This window comes from Rahnella sp. WP5, assembly GCF_000745615.1.
Taxonomy (GTDB): domain Bacteria; phylum Pseudomonadota; class Gammaproteobacteria; order Enterobacterales; family Enterobacteriaceae; genus Rahnella; species Rahnella aceris.
Genome location: NZ_KN050721.1, coordinates 681,077 through 701,249, shown reverse-complemented (window position 1 = coordinate 701,249; position 20,173 = coordinate 681,077). Strand labels below are relative to the sequence as shown.

Below are 20,173 nucleotides of genomic sequence, written 5' to 3'. Positions count from 1 at the left end.
CTGATAATACTTCTCATTTCATAGGTGAAGTGGCTACTTATATATTCCCAATACCGGTGGAAATGATATTCAATCTTTAGAAATGCTTGCGCCAATTTTTAATGGTTTAAATTCCATTTCAGGCGATTCACTTTGACTTATGGCTTCCGCTAATTCAATCAGTGGCTGATCCAGTGATTCATCGGCTAATTCAAAAACCCCCCAATGAATGGGAACCGCCTTTTTACAACACAGCTCAGTAAACACAGCCACTGCCTGTTGCGGGTCCATATGTTGCGCACGCATGAACCATCTTGGTGCATAGGCGCCGACAGGAATTGCGGCTAAATCGAAAGGTCCCAGACGTTGTCCAATTATTTCAAACTGATTGCTGTACCCGCTGTCGCCGGAGAAAAAGAACCGCAAACCGGGATGGCTGACCACCCACCCACACCAGAGAGACCGGTTTCGATCCCATAATGTCCGCATACTCCAGTGGCGCGCCGGCACAGCTGAAAACTTCAGCTCACCAAACTGCTGCTCATCCCACCAGTCGAGTTCCTCGATGTATCGTGCCCCGCGCCGCTCCAGCCAACGCTTTATGCCCAAAGGCACCATAAATTGCACTTCCGGGAAACGTCGCAATAGCTTGCGGACCGTCGCGCTGTCGAGATGGTCATAATGATTGTGGGATAACAGAACAACATCAATCGGTGGAAGTTCTTCTACCGTCACAGCAACCGGCGTTTTTCGCTCAGGCCCGTAGAAACTGAATGGCGAAGCACGATGAGACAATGCAGGATCCATCAGGATATAGCGCCCGGCAACACGCAGCAATAAACAGGCATGTCCTAAAAACCATAAACGATCATCAGACCCGCTGAAGTCGGCAGCCTGCCACCACTGGCTGACAAAATGTTCGTAACCTTTCGCCGGAGGCGCAGGCAGGCGAAGTTCCTTGCGCTCTTTCCTCCAGCGTTTGAGATCACCCTCCTGCCGGTCATGGGGTTCGGCATTGGTAAAACCATCCGGTGTGTGATGTGTTTTTGACGGGTCGTAAAAGGGATTTTTACCTGACATAAGGCTCCATGAGATCACTATTTTATCGGCGGCAGCGTAAAGCCATGATGCAGATTAATTAGCATACTTATTGAGCGCACTACAGATCGAAAGTGAAAAATTATGTGGCAGTTCAGCCACTACGTGAGGTTAAGAAAATCTTAATAACTTCATGTTTAACTGATGATGTTCAAAAAGGAGATTATTTATGATCAGGAACACAACAAAAGACCACAAAACCTTTGCGTCAAGGCTGACCCATATTATGCAGATCCAGGCACAATATGGACGTTTATGGCTGCGTTCCCGCTTTCGCCGGATGACCGTTCCGACCTCAGTAAAGATTTTCCTTCTCGCCCTGCTGGGGCTGACGGCGTTAGCCATCACCGGAACATTGCTGTTGATCCTCGATGTCATCGCACTGATGTTATCTGTTATGAAACGGCCTTTTCAGCGGGGTAACCTCCCGCAGCGTTATCTGATGAGAAAGCCTGTATAACGAAAAACCGTGGCGGATATCTCCGGCACGGTTTGAAGTTACAGAAATGCTTTCCGATTATCAGGCAGGCATACCACAAAGTTTGGTGAGATTTCTGGCACCGATCATGAGGGTGGCAACATAGGATTGTCTGCGGGTCACAACTTCGACCGCAACACGCGCATCTTTATATTTGATGAGATAGGTGGAAGGCCAGCCCTGCCGGCGTTTGCCGTAGGCTTTTTCATGACTGTCGATAGCTGCATGAGCAACCACCAGATGGGAGAGAGTTTTATCACCTTTAATGATGCGCTTCATAATGGACTCCGCCTTAGACACAACTGTCAAAATGAGGAAACATTAATCACTTGATACGCATCGCTTTATGCGACGCTTATTCGAATCACTTCTTTGCAAAACTTTGTCACTATCTGAGTATCTCTGCGCTTTTGTTTATACGCAAGTCTTACTAAGCAGGAAACATACCATAGCGGCACGAAGGGGACGTTTGCTTTGCGCCTGCCATTGGCCTTGAGGACTGCTGATTTCAGCAAGCCAGAGAGGATTGCTTTGCAACTCTTTAAAATTAATGCTGATTTTGTTGGCGCAAATGATCGGCCACGCATCGGAGGGGTTGTTGCAATAATCTTTGCCTTTCATTCCGCCATAGGGATACCACTTCTCAGGTTCCTCTCCGGTCAGTAAGGCTATGTTGTGGTTCACTTCACTGTCGTTTTCTTCAGACCATTTGATCATCAGTTATTCCATCCTGCAGGGCACATGCGTGGAGACTACCGGAGGAATAAGACAGTTTTATGAAGGAAGATCAGAGAGGAAGAGAAGGAAAAATATGCAGGCCGCGTATCAACGAAAAACCCGCCAGAAGGCGGGTTAACAAAACAACATTATCTTTCAGGAATAAAACCACGCAGGCTGAGCGCAGAGTCATCGTCTGCCTCAACAGAAGACACATTGCCCTTTGCCTGTGCAGCCAGAATTTTAAGTAATTCGGTCTGCTGGCGTTGCTGCTCAGCGATCTCCTGTAACAGAGCAATCTGTTCATTTGCCCTGACACTGGCACGGCTAACGAAAAACCATACCAACAGAAATAACAGTGCTGAAAGTGCACACAGCACCAATGAGGCCAGGCTGTTTTGGCCCATTGCGAAATCAAACATTGACTACCCTACCACTGAATGTTCAGAGCGTTCATCTTACCATCCCCGACAGGCCAGGGAAGCTATTCGCAAAAAAACAGGGTTTTCTTACTCCCCCGCAATCAGCGCAAGCATTGAGCAAAAAGACATTCAGGCAGGCATCCGCTAAAAAGGAATGAATGAGGTGATGGCACATACGCCCAGATCAAAGTTGCCCCCCTGATCACAGTAACTGTTTAACGCCAGCAGATACAGGCCGATGCAGATGAGCAGAAAAAGAACGAACGTAATGATCCTTCGGACATTGAAAACAGGCTTTTTCAATTTAATGGCAGGTCTCTTTTGGTTTAAAAAGCGTCTATCAGGGCTCAAAGGCGACGTCCGGCATTTGACTGAACAGAAGGACATAGTACGACGAATATCCTAAACAACGATATAACGAAAGTACGGCTTTTACACGTGATACAACGTGTAATAATCACCTACGTAAATCAAACAATAAAATGTATAAACTTTATCTATAAATAGCAGGTAATGCTTGTTTGATCCTGGTCAAGCAAAGTAATGTTTACTCCGCTGCATTTCTGATAACTCTCATACAATAATTTCTATAAAATAGACATTTTAATAAAAACCATAACCCTGTTTATTAAGAAAGGAACAGAACGTGAAATAACGCATTAATTCCCGCAAGGCTCATGACAGAAATCTGACTCCTGTTTCGGGTGCTGACAAGATAAGCGGGATTACGCCTTGCGTCATATCCACAAGACCGGAGGAACGCAAGCCTAATAGCAGTAAACTTATATAATGACTTTATAAGCATTATTCAGAAACCGTTAAAGAAATTATTTTCATTATGGTTGCCAAATAAATCCAATAATATTACTCCCGCCGTTAAAATAATTTAATTTTAGTGAGTATTCTCAGGAACTTCTTTGTTGAATTATACCACTCATTAAAATATCATCCCGCCGTCGAACAGTTCTTCTGTCTCTTCGGTTATATAAATGAAAGCATAGTGGCTGAATTAATTTCAGCTGATTCATGCTGACTATTTTTTTGTTGAGGGATTAATAAATGCATGCATGGAATAAAAAGTTCTTCGTTTCTAAAATAGCGCTGGCCTGCGCTGTTGCAGTAACAGCACCTGCCGCAATATCAGCTGATATTTCTGGCACCGTATACGATACGTTCTATCATGACTCCACTCTGGCGGGTCATATCGGCTATCGTGGATATGTGGATAACGACGGCGCAGATAACGGTTACGTTGGCGGAGACATCTACTCTTCAATCAATAACGCTGTGGTTAACGGCGTTATTTCCACTCATTATCTCGGTTTTGATAGCAATAACAGCAACACGCTGAATATCACCAATACTACTGTCAACGGCATGATCACTTCTGAGTGCATGACGAGCGATTGCGGTACAACCCGTAATGAATATGATCAGTCACCTTTGCAGCTGACTATTGATAACTCCACCATTAACGATACTTACGAACACTTCGATTACGACGTTACTGATGCTAACAACGTTCGGGATCATGAAACCCTGAACACCTTTGACATGGGCGTTGCGGTGACATTGGATCAGGAAAGTGACATCGTTATTAAAAATAACTCTCACGTCGCTGGCATTGCGCTGACGCAAGGCTACGAATGGGTTGATACTGACGTAAATAATGGCAATACTTTTGATAATACCCTGACAGTTAATGATTCCGTGCTGACTTCAGGTTCTTATACAGAATTGCAGACCAGCGGTTTCTACGGCCAGTCTGATAAGCCAAGCGATTACGGTAATATCAGTGCTGCCGGTACTCAGGCTGACGATATCGCCTTATCTGTTGTTGCCAGTGCCACCGCAGATAACGCAATGAAAACCCATGCCGTATTCAATAATTCAACCATTACCGGTGACGTCGCTTTTGTCAGCACCTTCGACGAGAACTATTACGTCGGTGGTCATGACAGCAATGCGGATGGCGTGCTGGATACCAATGGCTGGGATGATACAGACGAACTGAATCTGGCGCTGGATAATGGCAGCAAATGGGTTGGCGCAGCTATCTCAAATGTTCAGATGGATTCAGCCCTCTATAACCGCAGCACCAACAGCATCTGGCCTTACTCTGTCTTCAGCAGTACCAATGGCTATCTGGTTGGCGATGACGTTTATCAAAGCGGATTGTTTAATGTCGCGCTAAACAACGGTTCCGAGTGGGACACCACCAAATCATCCAACATTGACGATCTGACTGTTAACAACCGGTCTCAGGTGAATGTTGTTGAATCTGCCCTGCTGGCAGATCACATCTCCCTCACCAATGCATCAACCCTGAAAATTGCCGCGCACGGCGGCGTTAAAACCGATGTGTTGAACCTGAACTCAGGCAGCCAGGCATCATTGACCGAAGAAACTGCGTCTCTCTACGCCAACACCATCATTGTGGGCAGCGGTTCTGAGCTGAACTTAGGTTTAGGTCAGGTTGATACACATAACATGGTTCTGACCGATAACGGTACTTTCGATATCGGTAGCCGTGAATATGTTCTCAACTCTGATTTGAACAACGCACGCGACAAAACTGCCGCTGACTATGTTTATGATCAGGGCACTATCGGCATTAACTCCGACGGTCATCTGGCCGTTAATGGCGTGACCAACGGTAATTATCAGGTACGCATCGATAACGCGACAGGTGAAGGCCAGGTTGCTGATTATCAAAATAAAGAGCTGATCCGCATCTACGGCGGCAATGCGACCTTTAACCATGCTAACACCGCTGATCTGGGTGCTTATAAATATCAGGCTGAGCAGTACGGCGATACTGTGGTGCTGGCAAAACAAGGCATTACCTCTACTGCAAATGCGGCCCTGAGCCTGCCTTCTTCCAATGCGGCAACATGGCATATGGAACAAGACACCTTAGAAAACCGCATGAACAGTTCGCGTCACACCCAGGGCAATGATAAAGGTGGTGTGTGGGTTAACTACTTCGGCGGTCAGCAAAACGGTGACAACGGCGTGATTGATTACGATCAGGACGTTAATGGCATCATGGTGGGTTTGGATAAAGTGACCGAAGGTGGCGGTGAACGCCAGTGGCTGGTCGGTATGGCGGCAAGTTTCGCAAAATCCAGCCTGTCTATGGATGATGCCGATGCGGATACTGACAGCCAGTCAGCACGCGTTTACTCAAGCCTGGACTTCAATAATGGCGCATTCTTCGATACTTCTCTGAGCTACAGCCACTTCAGCAACTCAACAGAAAGCACCATGAGCAACGGTCAGCAAGTATCAGGTGATAACTCGACTGATGCATGGGGCTTTGGTCTGAAACTGGGTTATGACTGGAAATTCGCTCCTCAGGCTTATTTGACACCATACGCAAGCATTACTGGCGTGTTTATCGGCGATGACGATTACAGCATGAACAACAACATGCATGTCAGCGATCAGGCTTATGACAGCATGCGTTATGAGCTGGGTGGTAATCTGGGTTATACCTTCGACCTGGGTGCAGATCAGGCAATTAGCCCGTACGGCACACTGGCGTATGTGTATGAAGATGCTAACAACGATGCAAACATCAATGGCGACCGTATCGACAACGGCGTTGATGGTTCTGCTGTCCGCGTTGGTTTAGGCGGTCAGTTCGACATGAGCAAAAACTTCACCGTTTACGCAGGGGCTAACTACCTTGGCGGCAGCGATGTTGACCAGCCTTGGGCAGCAAACCTGGGTATGAAATACCGCTGGTAACTTGCCGGTCTGAATAACACTCTTCAGTAATTTTTTGGCCCCTTTTCAGGGGCCAATTTTTTTGGCATCTTCACGACTTTGCTGATTAGGATTCTGCTGCAGTGACATTTTCTGAAAAATAACTTCTACTATACTTATCAATATCCTGAATCGTTCAGGACGAGATGTTTAGGGAGTTACAGAATGGGAATCATTAAAACCGTTATCCTGCTGGCCGTCATTTACGCGATTTTTCTTTTTTCGGGTTATGGCGTGACGGTAGGCAGCAGTGAGAATGCCGCAGGACTGGGACTGAAATGCCAGTACTTAACCGCCAGAGGAATTGTAAGTTCGCAATATATTCACTCTGACAGTGGCGTCATCGGTGTTGCAAACTGCCCGATTTTCAAGCGGGTGGATGAAGTGGTCGACAATAAATAAAACAAATATTTTACCGCACTACATTATTGTCATGCCCGCGGATGCAGGCATGACAATTATTTATCAGCTGTCGTGCCTGGTAAATTTCAGCTCGATCAGTGAGATTGCTTTCTCGATAGCGCGCTTCGTCACAGGATCTGCACCGGCAGGATGCTTGCTGAAATCAATGCTTTTCAACTGATGAGACATCTTCTCGCGCACTTCTGCTGGCGCAATAATTTCAATCACATCCAGAATTTGTTTAATTACCAGCTGGCATGCAACCAGATCGGATTCGATTTCCTGTTCTCTGTTCAAAGACTCAGACATGAGCTGCTCCTTCCATAATGGTCATTCATAAAAATTATGGCCGCGAGGATATCACGCCCTTTCCTGAAATTCTCTTTTCTGCCACTTCACATTTTTTCGTCCGATAAAGACGGACAAATAAGCAGCAAACGCACCGCGTCGGATGTTGCCAGGGGCATAATAGTTCTATGCTTAACAGGATGACAAAAATGGAGATGCGCTATGTTCGCACTTGTTTTGACTATTTGTTATCTGGGCGGAGGATGTGAAGACTTAGTCGTTGATGCCTTTAATACTCAGAAACAATGCATGGTCGCGATGCATCAGCAAGGTTTACGCCAGGCTGGCTGTTACCCAATCGAAGATTTTATCGACGGCTACTGGATCCCTGCACATGAGAACGTTGACTACTGAACATTTGTGTCAGCATTCACACAGCGCGACAAAAAATGCCATAACGATTGCTAAAGTGTTCGAAGAACGGTATGAATACCCTGTTACTCATTGATATTTAACCATATTAACAGGGCAGGAAATGGCAATGACGATACGTAAAACTTATGGGTGCTTCAAAAAAATTCCTCTCGCACTCCTTTTCTCCGGCTCTTTCATGGCTTCTTTTGCTACCTACGCTGCGACCGTTCCCGCAGGTGTTGAACTGGCAGCCAAACAGGAAATTGTCCGCAACAACGGTAGCGAACCCGCGTCACTTGATCCGCACAAAGTGGAGAGCGACGTTGAATTCAATATCCTCAGCGATCTTTTTGCCGGACTGGTTACTATAGATAACAAAGGCAATGCGCAACCTTCTCTGGCGGAGAACTGGGAAACTAAAGATAACAAAACCTGGGTTTTCCATCTGCGCCCTGGAATCGTCTGGTCTGATGGTTCGCCCATCACCGCGCAGGATGTCGTTTTCAGCTGGCAACGCCTTATAGACCCGAAAACGGCTTCACCTTATGAAACCTATCTTAGCAGTATGCATGTACTGAACGCCGGCGACATCATCAACGGCAAGAAGCCTGCTGACCAACTGGGTATCAAAGCGCTGGATAAGCAGACGCTGGAAATTACCCTGGATCAACCGCTTTCCTATTTCCTTGGTATGCTGGCACACCCTTCTCTCTCCCCGATCAGTCAGGCAGATGTGGAGAAATACGGCGATAAGTGGACTCAGCCAGGCAATCTGATCAGCAGCGGTCCGTTTAAGCTTGATACATGGACGGTTAACGAACGCATCACGGCTGTCCGCAACCCGAACTACTGGGATAACGCACATACTGTCATCAACAAAGTCACTTATTTACCGATCGCTTCGGGGACTGCGGACGTTAACCGCTATAAAGCCGGTGAAATCGACATTACTTATACCGTCCCTTCCCCGCTGTTTGCATCGCTGAAAAAAGAGCTGGGTTCGCAAGTTCATGTCAGCCCTTATCTGGCCGTTTATTACTATGCAATGAACACGCAGAAGCCGCCGTTTAACGATGTTCGCGTGCGTAAAGCGCTGAATCTGGCGATTGATAAGTCAATCATTGCCGATAAAGTCATGGGTCAGGGACAAACGCCAGCCTGGCATCTTTCTCCTGATAACACCGGCGGTTTTACTTTCGCCAAACCTAAAGAGGCCAGCCTGACACAGGAACAGCGTAACGAAGAAGCTAAAAAGTTGCTGACAGAAGCAGGTTTCGGTCCGAACCATCCGCTGAAATTCAACCTGCTGTATAACACTTCTGAAGCGCATCAGCGCATTGCGATTGCCGCCGCATCAATGTGGAAAAAGAATCTGGGCGTCGATGCTGTTTTACAGAATCAGGAATGGAAAACCATGCTGGACACCATGCATCAGGGCACATATGAAGTGGTGCGTTATGCGTGGATTGCAGACTATAACGAGCCGTCCACTTTTCTGAATACCCTGCGCACGGGTAACAGCGAGAACACGCCAAAATTCAGCAATGCCGCCTACGATAAGGCACTGGATGATGCGTTAAAAGCCACGGACAAAGCGGATGTGGGCAAAGCCTATCAGCAGGCGGAACAGGTGTTAACCGAGCAGTCGCCGGTCATTCCTTTGTATCACTACGTCAGCGCCCGTCTGGTCAAACCCTATGTGGGTGGTTTCAACGACAGCCTGCTCAATTACATTTATACCAAAGACTTGTATGTAATTAAGCATTAAGCTGTCTTCCTCTCCTTGCGGCGATTGACTGCCTGAGGAGAGGCTTTTCAAATGCTACGCACCGCCCTTCTTCCTCTAACCCACTTGCCACGCGCCGCCCAGATGATAGATTGTACGTAAATCACACAAACGGGAGCCGTTATGAAATTCTCGGAAAGTGAGATCCAACCGCTCTGGGATGAAGTCGCGCGTATTATCGGTGATGGTGTCATTAAGATGCGCCACAGAGGAGAACCTCTGAGTGCCGATGCGCTGATTAATTATCTCGACGAGCAACTGGCCTGCGCTACGGGGGTCCAGCGCCGTATTATGCTGGGTGCAGCAATTAATATGCTTAAAGCCGACCGGCGTTGCTGATTGTGCGACACAGCAAAACCTCGCAGCCTTTTCAGGCAACGAGTTACTTATCAATGATCCGTCAGACGCTACTTAGATTGTGCCGCACGTCCCTGCGCAAATAAGAAAATGCGCTGGGTGATATCATCAGCGCCCAGAATATTCCCTTTCTGCTCCAGATTAGCTCTGGCATATGCCACATCATGAGCCTGATCGACCATGCTGATCACCCGGTCACGGGTTGGTTTATCCAGTATTCCCAGTAATGTTGTTAAAATCGCCTGATAAGCATTTGAAGCATAAGTCAGTTGTCTTTCACGTTGTTCCAGCGCGTCAATGCGAACCATCAGGGCCTGCAATTGCTCTTGATGCGTCATAGCGTCCTTCTTCACGGGTGGAAAATAACCGGAGACAGCGGAGAAAGCAGACCTCCGCCGGTTACTGAATATAAGTTTAGCAGACTTAAAAAAAGTGAAGTCCCTCGCCTTCTATATATAAAGTAAACCTTTGTTCAATGAGCCGTTAACTGCCTAGGCAGATGTAACCGGGATAAGCCACTCATGGCCGTCGGCAAGCAGATTCTCTTATCTGAGAAGTAACAGCAGCAGTACCTGCTTACAGATAGCAAAATGACAAACCGGGGCTGTTATGACATTTTCTGCCACAGCACTATGTGTTCATTTGGGAGAATTCAGTTGAAAAAAACGATGTTGGGTGCAGCCATTTTCAGCATGATGTTAGTGAGTTCATTTGCTCAGGCAGAAGGATGTCTCAAAGGGGCAGTGGCGGGGGGTGTAGTCGGTCATCTGAAACATCACGCTGTTCTCGGCGCGGTGGCAGGATGCGCTATTGGGCATCATCTCGCAGCACAAGCTAAAAAACAGCAGGTCGCGGCCGCTAAATAAACAGCATCAGGGCCGCAGAATCCCCTGATGAAATAAGTTTCTGGTTATTCCTGAGCAACGACCTTTTTCGGGATACCATTAATCGTCATCTTCATATTAGTTCAAATAAAAAGCCTCGCTAATGCGAGGCTTAAAAGAATGCTATGTCATTTTTAATCAAATACGCCATTGATAATCGTAGTGACAATTGCAGTACTCAGGGCAATGAGAACTAAATCATCCCCCACAGCTCGCCATTCATAACCAGGATAATACGGCAACTCGTTCAGCATTGAGGCCGGAACCGCTTTCCTGGCAATGCCCGGAGGCAATGGTTTGCCACGCATTAAATTTTTTGCGATTCCTGGTGGTAGAGCCTGATATCCGGTTAATCCATAGTTAACTGCGAGTGAACGGGCACGTGAGAAGCTTATATCTGACGAGACATGGTCTGGCTTACCATAATTTTTGCGATTCCCGGAGTGCTCAGATGATTTACCATTTCCCTGACCTTTATTGGCGTGGCCGTTGCCATTGCTATTACCGTTGCTATTGCCGTTACCATTACTATTACCATTCCCGGGATTAGCAAAAACGGGAGCTGACAGCACTGTCAGAGAAATAACCGCCGCCAGAGCAATCTGGAGTGTGCGACGCTTAAACATGATGGTTGTTCCTTGAGGTAAATTACACTTTTTAAATCTATGTGAGAAAACTCCCTTTCACAATATCATGCATTCCTATTTTATATTTTTAAGACGATGTAAAGCTTAATAACGCTGTTCTCATTATTTATCAGGATCATCGCCCAAATTATTAATCAAATAGCTCTCATGTTTTCACGGACAAAGACTGCAGGAAAGGTTTGTGGTTCTGATTATTTAAATCAGGTGTTTTCAGTCTGGGTTTGCAGAAGATTTTACAGGGGTTTGCAGAAGAATTTTTGGAGGGATGAAAAACAAAGGGGGCGCGATGCCCCCGATGTCGACTTCAACAATTTCGCAATTACATATTTGCGATCATGTCGTCGGCAAACTCGCTACATTTGCGCAGCTTAGCGCCTTCCATCAGACGTTCGAAATCGTAAGTCACAGTTTTGGCAGCGATTGCGCCTTCCATGCCTTTGACGATCAGGTCTGCGGCTTCGAACCATTCCATATGACGCAGCATCATTTCTGCGGACAGAATGATTGAACCCGGGTTCACTTTGTCCTGACCGGCATATTTCGGTGCAGTACCGTGAGTGGCTTCGAACAGTGCACAATCAGAACCGATGTTTGCGCCCGGTGCGATACCAATGCCGCCAACCTGCGCCGCCAGAGCGTCAGAAATGTAGTCACCGTTGAGGTTCATACAGGCGATAACGTCATATTCAGCAGGACGCAGCAGGATTTGTTGCAGGAATGCATCCGCAATCACGTCTTTAATAATGATGTCTTTGCCGTTGTTCGGGTTCTTGATTTTCACCCACGGGCCGCCGTCGATCAGCTCACCGCCGAACTCTTCGCGCGCCAGCTGGTAGCCCCAATCCTTGAAGGCACCTTCGGTGAACTTCATGATGTTGCCTTTATGAACCAGCGTCAGTGAATCACGGTCATTGGTGATGGTGTATTCAATCGCCGCACGAACCAGACGTTTGGTGCCTTCTTCGGAGCAAGGTTTGATACCAATACCGCATTCTTGTGGGAAACGAATTTTCTTCACGCCCATTTCTTCTTGCAGGAACTTGATCACTTTATCAGCTTCAGCAGAACCGGCTTTCCACTCGATACCTGCGTAGATATCTTCAGAGTTCTCGCGGAAGATCACCATGTCGGTATCTTCAGGACGTTTCACCGGGCTTGGTGTGCCGGTGTAATAACGTACCGGACGCAGACAGATGTACAGGTCGAGTTGCTGGCGAAGTGCCACGTTCAGGGAGCGAATGCCGCCGCCAACTGGAGTTGTCAGTGGGCCTTTGATAGCAACACGGTAATCACGGATCAGATCGAGGGTTTCTTCTGGCAACCAGACATCTTTGCCGTACAGTTCTACGGATTTTTCGCCGGTGTAGATTTCCATCCAGGAGATTTTACGCTCACCTTTGTAGGCTTTCTGAACAGCCGCATCAACGACTTTGATCATGGCAGGCGTCACATCAACACCGATGCCATCACCTTCGATAAATGGGATAACAGGATTATTAGGAATGACCAGTTTACCCTGAGCGTCTACTGTAATCTTTTTACCTTCAGCCGGAACAACTACTTTGCTTTCCATTAACCTCTCCTTCGAGCGCATTTTTGTTAAAAATTTGTAAGATGCCGGTCGATATTACTCGAATATTTCTCGCTAGCCAATCCGAAACATTTTTCAAGTATAATGCGCTAATTCTCTCTAACTTCAATGCCTATGAACCCGCTATCTTTTAAAAATCACAACGTTAAACGTTTCAGCAAAAGGCCGTCTAAAGCACAATCTGCCCCAAAAGGGCCAGTAAAGGTGATTCTTTTCAATAAACCGTTTGATGTGCTGCCACAATTCACTGATGAGGCGGGTCGTGCGACACTTAAAGATTACATTCCATTAACAGATATTTATGCCGCAGGCCGTCTGGATCGGGACAGCGAAGGTTTACTGGTGTTGACCAACGATGGCAAACTGCAGGCTGCGCTGACCCAACCCGGCAAGCGCACCGGTAAGATTTACTATGTCCAGGTCGAGGGCGAACCGGATGACGCCGCAGTGAAATCATTGCGTGAAGGCATCACGTTGAAAGACGGCCCGACGCTGCCCGCAGGTGCAGAGATTGTGCCAGAGCCGGAATGGCTGTGGGCGCGCAATCCGCCGATCCGCGAACGAAAATCTATCCCGACAGCGTGGTTAAAAATCACGTTATACGAGGGAAGAAACCGTCAGGTGCGCCGCATGACGGCTCATGTCGGTTTCCCGACATTGCGTCTGATCCGTTACAGCATGGGCGAGTTTACTCTCGGCGATTTACAACCCGGCCAATGGAAGGAAATTCCACATGTTTAAACCGCACGTTACTGTCGCCTGCATCGTTCAGGCACAGGGAAAGTTTCTGGTTGTCGAAGAAACCATTCACGGCAAAGTCACCTGGAATCAACCTGCCGGACATCTTGAAGCCAATGAGACCTTAGTCAGCGCCGCAAAACGCGAGCTGTATGAGGAAACCGGCATCCACGCCGAGCCGCAGTTTTTCCTGGGTTTACATCAGTGGCGGGCGCCGGACGATACGCCGTTCCTGCGTTTCGCTTTCGTGATTGATTTGCCTGAAATGCTGGAAACTGCGCCGCAGGACGATGATATCGATCAGTGTCGTTGGGTCAGCGCCGAAGAAATTATCGGCTCTGCGCAATTGCGCTCGCCGCTGGTGGCCGAAAGCATTCGCTGTTATCAGCAATCGCCGCGCTATCCTCTGGAAATCCTGCATAATTTCAACCTGCCGGAATAACCCCCCTCCCCGGTTGTTGTCACGCGGTGAATCAGCGATGCAGCAACCGGCCCGACGTGATAAAATTTTGCGCTTCACGATTTACCTCGTGTAAAGCAGTACCTCTCTGTTCGGGTTTCTGTGGTGTTCGGGTTTTCTGTGAACTATGAGTTGCGCGCGGCCTTCATCCTCGTGGGACAAGCTTTAGAAAAACACCGTCAGTACCGGGCAATTAATTCATGCGTTTCGGGACTATTATGTCTGACAACAGCCAGAAAAAAGTGATCGTCGGGATGTCCGGCGGTGTCGATTCCTCTGTCTCTGCGTACCTTTTGCAACAGCAGGGTTACCAGGTCGAGGGCCTCTTCATGAAAAATTGGGAAGAGGATGATGACGAAGAATATTGCACAGCAGCCACCGACCTTGCGGATGCGCAAGCCGTGTGTGACAAGCTGGGTATCGAACTGCACACCGTGAATTTCGCTGCGGAATATTGGGACAACGTGTTCGAATTATTCCTTGAGGAATACAAAGCCGGACGCACGCCAAACCCGGATATCCTGTGCAACAAAGAGATCAAATTCAAAGCCTTCCTGGAATTTGCGGCTGAAGACCTGGGCGCGGATTATATCGCGACCGGCCACTACGTGCGCCGCCAGGATATCGACGGCGTCAGCCATTTGCTGCGGGGCGTTGATGGCAATAAAGACCAGAGCTATTTCCTCTACACGCTCGGTCACGAACAGGTCGCACAAAGCCTGTTCCCGGTCGGTGAGCTGGAAAAACCGGAAGTTCGCCGCATCGCCGAAGAACTGGATTTGATCACCGCGAAGAAAAAAGACTCTACCGGCATCTGCTTCATCGGTGAACGCAAATTCCGTGATTTCCTGGGCCGCTATTTACCGGCGCAACCGGGCGTGATCAAAAGCGTTGACGGTCAGGTGATGGGACAACATCAGGGTCTGATGTATCACACACTCGGTCAGCGTAAAGGTCTGGGCATCGGCGGGCAGAAAGACGGCAGCGAAGAACCGTGGTACACCGTCGAGAAGGATGTGGAAAACAACATTCTTTACGTCGCACAGGGCCACGAGCATCCGCGCCTGATGAATGTCGGTCTGATTGCCCAACAGTTGCACTGGGTGGATCGCAAAACGCTGACCGGCCCGCTCACCTGCACCGTGAAAACCCGTTACCGCCAGGAAGATATTCCGTGCGTAGTGACACCGCTCGGTGACGACCGCATCGAGGTGCGTTTCGATGCACCCGTTGCCGCCGTCACGCCGGGTCAGTCAGCGGTGTTTTATCTCGGGGAAGTGTGCCTCGGCGGGGGCGTAATTGAACAGCGTCTGCCGCTTCAGGCCTGATATCGAGTCAATATGTGATTGAATAAGGGACGCTTTCGGGCGTCCCGCTTTATTTCTGCCCGACTGTGACGCCCTGCACTGATTCCGAACTGTGTTTAGGGGCAGTTTTATGGCATGATCTGTCGCCATGAATTTGGGCTATTTCATTGTCACTGCGTCTCATCGTTTCAAAACGCTTACAGGAGTAAACGTGGCTAAAAATTATTACGACATTACGCTGGCTTTGGCGGGGATCTGTCAGGCAGCACGCCTGGTTCAGCAACTGGCACATGAAGGCCAATGCTCACAGCAAGAAATGTCAGTGTCACTGCGCAGCCTGCTGGAGATGAATCCGGCCTCGACGCTGGCAGTTTACGGTAATAATGAAGCCAATTTGAAGATGGGGCTTGAGACGCTGCTGGGCGTGCTGAACGCGAACCGCCAGGGGCCGGGCGCTGAGTTAACGCGTTATGCGTTAAGCCTGATGGTGCTGGAGCGCAAGCTGTACGCCAACAAAGCCGCCATGAATCAGCTCGGTGAACGTATCGACCAGCTCGACCGTCAACTCGCGCATTTCGAACTGGAATCTGAAACGATGATCAGCTCTCTGGCCTCGATTTATGTCGACGTAGTCAGCCCGGCCGGTCCGCGTATTCAGGTGACCGGTTCACCGGCAATTTTGCAAAATTCGCAAGTGCAGGCAAAGGTCCGCGCCATTTTACTGGCCGGGATCCGCTCCGCGGTGCTGTGGCACCAGGTCGGCGGTGGCCGCCTGCAACTGATGTTTTCCCGTAATCGCTTGTTTGAACAGGCGAAGAATATTCTCGCTCATTGTTAATAAGATCCCAGGAGTTGCTACCGATGGAATTATCCTCACTGACCGCCGTTTCCCCCGTTGATGGACGCTACGGTGATAAAGTCAGCGCGCTGCGTACTATTTTCAGCGAATTTGGCCTGCTGAAATTCCGTGTGCAGGTTGAAGTACGTTGGCTGCAAAAACTGGCAGCCTGTGCAGAAATCAAGGAAGTTCCTGCTTTTGATGCCGACGCAAACGCTTTCCTCGACCAGATTGTGGCAAATTTTGATGTTAATGACGCACAGCGCATTAAAGATATCGAAAAAACCACCAATCATGATGTCAAAGCCGTTGAGTATTTCCTGAAAGAAAAAGTGGCTACGCTCCCTGCCCTGCATGCGGTGTCTGAATTCATTCACTTCGCCTGTACTTCTGAAGACATCAATAACCTGTCTCACGCACTGATGCTGCAAACTGCACGTCAGGATGTGGTGCTGCCGTACTGGAAACAGATTATTGATGCCGTGAAAGACCTGGCACACAAATACCGCGACATTCCGCTGCTGTCCCGTACCCACGGCCAGCCTGCTACGCCATCCACCATCGGTAAAGAACTGGCTAACGTCGCTTACCGTATGGATCGTCAGTTTAAGCAACTGCAAAACGTCGAAATCCTCGGCAAAATCAACGGTGCTGTCGGCAACTACAATGCTCACATCGTGGCGTATCCGGAAGTGAACTGGCACCAGTTCAGTGAAGAGTTCGTTACCTCTCTGGGCATTACCTGGAATCCGTACACTACCCAGATCGAGCCACACGACTACATCGCCGAACTGTTTGACTGCGTGGCGCGTTTCAATACTATCCTGATCGACTTCGACCGCGACATCTGGGGTTACATTGCCCTGAACCACTTCAAGCAGCGCACTATTGCAGGCGAAATCGGTTCTTCTACCATGCCGCACAAAGTGAACCCGATCGACTTCGAAAACTCCGAAGGCAACCTCGGTCTGTCAAATGCGGTATTGCAGCATCTGGCCAGCAAATTGCCGGTTTCCCGCTGGCAGCGCGACCTGACGGATTCTACTGTACTGCGCAACCTCGGCGTGGGTCTGGGCTATGCGCTGATCGCGTATCAGGCAACCATGAAAGGCGTCAGCAAGCTGGAAGTGAACGAAGCGAATCTGGCGAACGAACTGGATCACAACTGGGAAGTACTGGCTGAACCTATCCAGACCGTGATGCGTCGTTACGGCATTGAAAAGCCTTACGAGAAGCTGAAAGAGCTGACACGCGGCAAGCGTGTTGATGCCGCCGGCATGCAGGCATTTATCGATTCGCTTGAATTACCCGAAGACGAGAAAGTGCGTCTGAAAGCCATGACACCGGGCAACTACATCGGCCGCGCCACCACCATGGTTGACGAACTGAAGTAAGTTTTTGCTCTGCACGTCAAAAGGCGACCTTCGGGTTAATGCCGGTCACTTAAGCATTTTTATGAATACAAATTCATTTTTGTGCTTCAAAGGATAATGAAGGAATCAGGCTTATAGCGCTATTTTTCTTCATCGAAGGCCCAAATTCACGGGCCTCATTTCCTTAAGTGACCGGCATTAACCTTCGGGTCGCCTTTTTTATGCCGCGCCTGGCGGAAGCCGCTTATAATTCGTTTAGGTTCTGTTGATGTTCGGCACACCTGCGTTGACCTGAGGTTGATTAAAATGTTTCTGAATCATTTACAATCGCACTCAGAATGTTTGATCCATTTTTCGCGCTGTCAGGATAAGGAATCACCATGCGAATTTTAGTCATTGAAGATAACGCACTGTTACGTCATCACCTCTCAGTACAGCTGCGGGAAATGGGCCATCAGGTCGATGCGGCAGAAGACGCCAAAGAAGCAGACTATTTTCTGCATGAGCATGCGCCTGATATCGCCATTGTTGACCTCGGCTTGCCTGGCGAAGATGGCCTGAGCCTGATCCGCCGCTGGCGAAGCCATCAGAACAATCTGCCGATTCTGGTGCTGACCGCCCGCGAAAGCTGGCAGGATAAAGTCGCAGTGCTGGAAGCCGGTGCGGATGATTACGTCACTAAGCCATTCCATCTGGAAGAAGTGCTGGCGCGCATGCAGGCGCTGATGCGCCGTAACAGCGGTCTCGCTTCACAGGTGATCACGCTGCAACCTTTCCAGATTGATCTGTCACGTCGTGAACTGACCGTCAATGAGCAGCCGATTAAACTGACCGCTTTCGAATACACGATTATAGAGACACTGATCCGCAATGCGGGAAAGGTGGTCAGCAAGGACTCTCTGATGCTTCAGCTCTATCCGGATGCCGAGCTGCGTGAAAGTCACACCGTCGATGTTCTGATGGGCCGTCTGCGCAAAAAATTGCAGGCAGAACACCCGGTTGATGTGATAACGACCGTACGTGGTCAGGGTTACCGTTTCGACATCAGGCCATAATCATCGTCATGTTCAAAGGACGCTTCATGAAAGGACGTCGTACCCGGAACCCCTTCTCCCTTCGCGTCCGCTTTATGATGGCGACCGCTGCGGTGGTACTTACCCTGTCGCTCGCCTACGGGCTGGTGGCCGTGGTGGGTTACATGGTGAGTTTCGACAAAACCGCCTACCGGCTCCTGCGCGGCGAAAGTAACCTCTTCTTCAGCCTTGCACAATGGCGCGACGGCAAACTGACTATCAACGTTCCGCCTGATCTCGACCTCAACACGCCGACGCTGGTGTTCATTTACGACGCAGACGGAAAACTGTTATGGGCCGAGCGCCGCATCCCTGAGCTCGAAGCGCATATCGATAAAGCGTGGATGAATAAACCCGGCTTCTATGAGCTGGATACCGACACGCAAATCAGCAGCGAAGTCCTGGGCAACAACCCGCAAGCGCAGGATAAGTTGAAGGATTACGACGATACCGACGCCAACGCGATGACCCACTCCATTGCGGTCAATACCTATAATGCAACCTCGCGCCTGCCGGCGCTGAACATTGTGGTGGTCGATACCATTCCGCAGGAATTACAGCGATCTGATCTTGTCTGGGAATGGTTCAGCTATGTCTTACTGGCGAACCTGCTGCTGGTGGTGCCTTTGTTATGGCTGGCAGCTTACTGGAGCCTGAGGCCAATCAAAGAACTGATCCATCAGGTCGCCGAACTGGAAACCCACGAGCGGGAATCACTGGATGAAAACCCGCCACGTGAACTGCGCGGTCTGGTGCGTAACCTGAATATTTTGCTGCACGGGGAGCGTGGCCGTTATGATCGTTACCGCACCACGCTGGCTGACCTGACGCACAGCCTGAAAACGCCGCTGGCTGTCTTGCAGTCCACCCTGCGTGCACTGCGCAATGGTAAACAGATGACCATTGAAGATGCCGAGCCGGTGATGCTTGAGCAAATCAGCCGCATCTCACAGCAGATTGGCTATTACCTGCATCGCGCGACATTGCGCTCCGAACAAAACCTGCTGATCCGTGAAGTTCACTCCGTCCCGGCGATCCTCGACGGATTATGTTCGGCGCTGAATAAGGTTTATCAGCGTAAAGGCGTGGTGATCACGGTGGATATTTCACCGGAAATCACCTTTGTGGGCGAAAAAAATGACTTCATGGAAGTGATGGGTAACGTGATAGACAACGCCTGCAAATACTGTCTGGAGTTTGTCGAAATCAGTGCCGTCCATACCGAGAATCAGTTGGTGATCCTGATTGAAGACGATGGCCCGGGTATTCCGGTAAGTAAGCGCGAGGTGATTTTCCAGCGCGGGCAGCGGGCAGATACTTTGCGTCCGGGACAAGGGCTGGGGTTATCGCTCGCCAACGACATCATTGAACAGTACGACGGCAAAATTATCATTGGTGACAGCCCGCTTGGCGGCGCCAGCATGCGCGTCTGTTTTGGCCTGCAACAAGGCATTGAACTGGAATAACGTTCTCCCCCGATTATTTTGCCAGCAAATTTCGGCGCAATCTTAAGCATAGTGCGAAATTTGCTGGCAATTGCCCAACTCAGC

General features: G+C 49.1%; 23 protein-coding genes. 14 read left to right on the top strand and 9 right to left on the bottom strand.

The genetic code is table 11. From position 1 onward, the window contains the following. Positions 1–69: 69 nt before the first annotated feature. The gene (locus EX31_RS24660) at positions 70–1,059 is read right to left on the bottom strand and encodes an MBL fold metallo-hydrolase (protein WP_013576197.1); all 990 of its coding nucleotides are present in this window, start codon (positions 1,057–1,059) and stop codon (positions 70–72) included. 187 nt (positions 1,060–1,246) lie between these two features. On the opposite strand from EX31_RS24660, the gene EX31_RS24655 reads away from it, so the two are divergent. After that, positions 1,247–1,537 (top strand): hypothetical protein, encoded by a 291-nt coding sequence (locus tag EX31_RS24655; protein ID WP_037037395.1) that lies wholly within the window; start codon positions 1,247–1,249, stop codon positions 1,535–1,537. A gap of 60 nt (positions 1,538–1,597) precedes the next feature. Here the strand turns inward: EX31_RS24655 and EX31_RS24650 are convergent, their stop codons facing one another. The 4 genes from EX31_RS24650 to EX31_RS25680 form a co-directional block, all read right to left on the bottom strand. Beyond that, entirely contained in the window at positions 1,598–1,834 is a 237-nt protein-coding gene (locus tag EX31_RS24650) for a DUF4060 family protein (RefSeq protein WP_013576199.1), read from the bottom strand. Between the two features lie 135 nt (positions 1,835–1,969). Continuing rightward, entirely contained in the window at positions 1,970–2,272 is a 303-nt protein-coding gene (locus EX31_RS24645) for a phage protein NinX family protein (RefSeq protein ID WP_013576200.1), read from the bottom strand. Between the two features lie 149 nt (positions 2,273–2,421). Continuing rightward, a complete protein-coding gene (locus tag EX31_RS24640; protein ID WP_013576201.1) occupies positions 2,422–2,694 on the bottom strand; it encodes a YebO family protein in 273 nt (90 codons plus the stop codon). A gap of 144 nt (positions 2,695–2,838) precedes the next feature. Next, positions 2,839–3,081: a PhoP/PhoQ regulatory lipoprotein MgrB gene (locus EX31_RS25680; RefSeq protein WP_081481100.1), complete on the bottom strand. Its 243-nt coding sequence runs from the start codon at positions 3,079–3,081 to the stop codon at positions 2,839–2,841. A 672-nt stretch (positions 3,082–3,753) separates the two neighbouring features. Here EX31_RS25680 and EX31_RS24635 point away from each other — a divergent pair. Both EX31_RS24635 and EX31_RS24630 read left to right on the top strand, forming a co-directional pair. After that, the gene (locus EX31_RS24635) at positions 3,754–6,447 is read left to right on the top strand and encodes an autotransporter outer membrane beta-barrel domain-containing protein (RefSeq protein ID WP_037037392.1); all 2,694 of its coding nucleotides are present in this window, start codon (positions 3,754–3,756) and stop codon (positions 6,445–6,447) included. A 183-nt stretch (positions 6,448–6,630) separates the two neighbouring features. Then, complete coding sequence (locus EX31_RS24630) at positions 6,631–6,867, top strand: YobH family protein (protein ID WP_013576203.1); 237 nt, start codon at positions 6,631–6,633, stop codon at positions 6,865–6,867. 63 nt (positions 6,868–6,930) lie between these two features. On the opposite strand, the gene EX31_RS24625 is transcribed toward EX31_RS24630, so the two are convergent. Continuing rightward, complete coding sequence (locus EX31_RS24625) at positions 6,931–7,176, bottom strand: DUF2766 family protein (protein WP_013576204.1); 246 nt, start codon at positions 7,174–7,176, stop codon at positions 6,931–6,933. 201 nt (positions 7,177–7,377) lie between these two features. Between EX31_RS24625 and EX31_RS24620 the strand changes: the two genes are divergently transcribed. The 3 genes from EX31_RS24620 to EX31_RS24610 all read left to right on the top strand — a co-directional run bounded on the left by EX31_RS24620 (position 7,378) and on the right by EX31_RS24610 (position 9,694). Beyond that, a complete protein-coding gene (locus EX31_RS24620) occupies positions 7,378–7,569 on the top strand; it encodes a YdfD/YebW family protein (RefSeq protein WP_037037388.1) in 192 nt (63 codons plus the stop codon). Between the two features lie 127 nt (positions 7,570–7,696). Next, positions 7,697–9,337 (top strand): ABC transporter substrate-binding protein, encoded by a 1,641-nt coding sequence (locus tag EX31_RS24615; RefSeq protein ID WP_037037384.1) that lies wholly within the window; start codon positions 7,697–7,699, stop codon positions 9,335–9,337. A 141-nt stretch (positions 9,338–9,478) separates the two neighbouring features. Beyond that, positions 9,479–9,694 carry a hypothetical protein gene (locus EX31_RS24610; RefSeq protein WP_013576207.1) on the top strand — a complete coding sequence of 72 codons (216 nt, stop codon included), beginning with the start codon at positions 9,479–9,481 and terminating at the stop codon, positions 9,692–9,694. 68 nt (positions 9,695–9,762) lie between these two features. Here EX31_RS24610 and EX31_RS24605 read toward each other — a convergent pair whose 3' ends face one another. Then, positions 9,763–10,050 carry a hypothetical protein gene (locus EX31_RS24605; RefSeq protein ID WP_013576208.1) on the bottom strand — a complete coding sequence of 96 codons (288 nt, stop codon included), beginning with the start codon at positions 10,048–10,050 and terminating at the stop codon, positions 9,763–9,765. A gap of 330 nt (positions 10,051–10,380) precedes the next feature. On the opposite strand from EX31_RS24605, the gene EX31_RS24600 reads away from it, so the two are divergent. Further along, positions 10,381–10,578: a hypothetical protein gene (locus EX31_RS24600; RefSeq protein WP_037037530.1), complete on the top strand. Its 198-nt coding sequence runs from the start codon at positions 10,381–10,383 to the stop codon at positions 10,576–10,578. Between the two features lie 152 nt (positions 10,579–10,730). Here the strand turns inward: EX31_RS24600 and EX31_RS24595 are convergent, their stop codons facing one another. Then, positions 10,731–11,222 carry an anti-virulence regulator CigR family protein gene (locus EX31_RS24595; protein WP_037037380.1) on the bottom strand — a complete coding sequence of 164 codons (492 nt, stop codon included), beginning with the start codon at positions 11,220–11,222 and terminating at the stop codon, positions 10,731–10,733. 340 nt (positions 11,223–11,562) lie between these two features. Further along, positions 11,563–12,816, bottom strand: a complete 1,254-nt coding sequence (gene icd / locus EX31_RS24590) for an NADP-dependent isocitrate dehydrogenase (protein ID WP_013576210.1) — start codon at positions 12,814–12,816, stop codon at positions 11,563–11,565. 132 nt (positions 12,817–12,948) lie between these two features. Here icd and rluE point away from each other — a divergent pair, with 132 nt between their 5' ends. From rluE to phoQ, 7 genes are all read left to right on the top strand, one after another. After that, a complete protein-coding gene (gene rluE, locus EX31_RS24585) occupies positions 12,949–13,575 on the top strand; it encodes a 23S rRNA pseudouridine(2457) synthase RluE (protein WP_037037377.1) in 627 nt (208 codons plus the stop codon). After that, positions 13,568–14,014: an NUDIX hydrolase gene (locus EX31_RS24580; RefSeq protein WP_037037374.1), complete on the top strand. Its 447-nt coding sequence runs from the start codon at positions 13,568–13,570 to the stop codon at positions 14,012–14,014. The genes rluE and EX31_RS24580 overlap by 8 nt, the downstream gene beginning before the upstream one ends. Positions 14,015–14,250: 236 nt before the next feature. Further along, the gene (gene mnmA / locus EX31_RS24575) at positions 14,251–15,360 is read left to right on the top strand and encodes a tRNA 2-thiouridine(34) synthase MnmA (RefSeq protein ID WP_037037528.1); all 1,110 of its coding nucleotides are present in this window, start codon (positions 14,251–14,253) and stop codon (positions 15,358–15,360) included. A 190-nt stretch (positions 15,361–15,550) separates the two neighbouring features. Then, the gene (gene hflD, locus EX31_RS24570) at positions 15,551–16,177 is read left to right on the top strand and encodes a high frequency lysogenization protein HflD (RefSeq protein ID WP_013576214.1); all 627 of its coding nucleotides are present in this window, start codon (positions 15,551–15,553) and stop codon (positions 16,175–16,177) included. Positions 16,178–16,200: 23 nt separating this feature from the next. Continuing rightward, positions 16,201–17,571, top strand: a complete 1,371-nt coding sequence (gene purB, locus EX31_RS24565; RefSeq protein WP_013576215.1) for an adenylosuccinate lyase — start codon at positions 16,201–16,203, stop codon at positions 17,569–17,571. Between the two features lie 359 nt (positions 17,572–17,930). After that, positions 17,931–18,605: a two-component system response regulator PhoP gene (gene phoP / locus EX31_RS24560; protein WP_013576218.1), complete on the top strand. Its 675-nt coding sequence runs from the start codon at positions 17,931–17,933 to the stop codon at positions 18,603–18,605. A 26-nt stretch (positions 18,606–18,631) separates the two neighbouring features. After that, a complete protein-coding gene (gene phoQ / locus EX31_RS24555; RefSeq protein ID WP_013576219.1) occupies positions 18,632–20,089 on the top strand; it encodes a two-component system sensor histidine kinase PhoQ in 1,458 nt (485 codons plus the stop codon). Positions 20,090–20,173 lie beyond the last annotated feature (84 nt).

Bases quoted from the DNA above. Each gene is read 5' to 3' on its own strand.
- EX31_RS24660 (WP_013576197.1), bottom strand. From the start codon at position 1,059: ATGTCAGGTAAAAATCCCTTTTACGACCCGTCAAAAACACATCACACA.
- EX31_RS24655 (WP_037037395.1), top strand. From the start codon at position 1,247: ATGATCAGGAACACAACAAAAGACCACAAAACCTTTGCGTCAAGGCTG.
- EX31_RS24650 (WP_013576199.1), bottom strand. From the start codon at position 1,834: ATGAAGCGCATCATTAAAGGTGATAAAACTCTCTCCCATCTGGTGGTT.
- EX31_RS24645 (WP_013576200.1), bottom strand. From the start codon at position 2,272: ATGATCAAATGGTCTGAAGAAAACGACAGTGAAGTGAACCACAACATA.
- EX31_RS24640 (WP_013576201.1), bottom strand. From the start codon at position 2,694: ATGTTTGATTTCGCAATGGGCCAAAACAGCCTGGCCTCATTGGTGCTG.
- EX31_RS25680 (WP_081481100.1), bottom strand. From the start codon at position 3,081: ATGTCCTTCTGTTCAGTCAAATGCCGGACGTCGCCTTTGAGCCCTGAT.
- EX31_RS24635 (WP_037037392.1), top strand. From the start codon at position 3,754: ATGCATGCATGGAATAAAAAGTTCTTCGTTTCTAAAATAGCGCTGGCC.
- EX31_RS24630 (WP_013576203.1), top strand. From the start codon at position 6,631: ATGGGAATCATTAAAACCGTTATCCTGCTGGCCGTCATTTACGCGATT.
- EX31_RS24625 (WP_013576204.1), bottom strand. From the start codon at position 7,176: ATGTCTGAGTCTTTGAACAGAGAACAGGAAATCGAATCCGATCTGGTT.
- EX31_RS24620 (WP_037037388.1), top strand. From the start codon at position 7,378: ATGTTCGCACTTGTTTTGACTATTTGTTATCTGGGCGGAGGATGTGAA.
- EX31_RS24615 (WP_037037384.1), top strand. From the start codon at position 7,697: ATGACGATACGTAAAACTTATGGGTGCTTCAAAAAAATTCCTCTCGCA.
- EX31_RS24610 (WP_013576207.1), top strand. From the start codon at position 9,479: ATGAAATTCTCGGAAAGTGAGATCCAACCGCTCTGGGATGAAGTCGCG.
- EX31_RS24605 (WP_013576208.1), bottom strand. From the start codon at position 10,050: ATGACGCATCAAGAGCAATTGCAGGCCCTGATGGTTCGCATTGACGCG.
- EX31_RS24600 (WP_037037530.1), top strand. From the start codon at position 10,381: ATGTTGGGTGCAGCCATTTTCAGCATGATGTTAGTGAGTTCATTTGCT.
- EX31_RS24595 (WP_037037380.1), bottom strand. From the start codon at position 11,222: ATGTTTAAGCGTCGCACACTCCAGATTGCTCTGGCGGCGGTTATTTCT.
- icd (WP_013576210.1), bottom strand. From the start codon at position 12,816: ATGGAAAGCAAAGTAGTTGTTCCGGCTGAAGGTAAAAAGATTACAGTA.
- rluE (WP_037037377.1), top strand. From the start codon at position 12,949: ATGAACCCGCTATCTTTTAAAAATCACAACGTTAAACGTTTCAGCAAA.
- EX31_RS24580 (WP_037037374.1), top strand. From the start codon at position 13,568: ATGTTTAAACCGCACGTTACTGTCGCCTGCATCGTTCAGGCACAGGGA.
- mnmA (WP_037037528.1), top strand. From the start codon at position 14,251: ATGTCTGACAACAGCCAGAAAAAAGTGATCGTCGGGATGTCCGGCGGT.
- purB (WP_013576215.1), top strand. From the start codon at position 16,201: ATGGAATTATCCTCACTGACCGCCGTTTCCCCCGTTGATGGACGCTAC.
- phoP (WP_013576218.1), top strand. From the start codon at position 17,931: ATGCGAATTTTAGTCATTGAAGATAACGCACTGTTACGTCATCACCTC.
- phoQ (WP_013576219.1), top strand. From the start codon at position 18,632: ATGAAAGGACGTCGTACCCGGAACCCCTTCTCCCTTCGCGTCCGCTTT.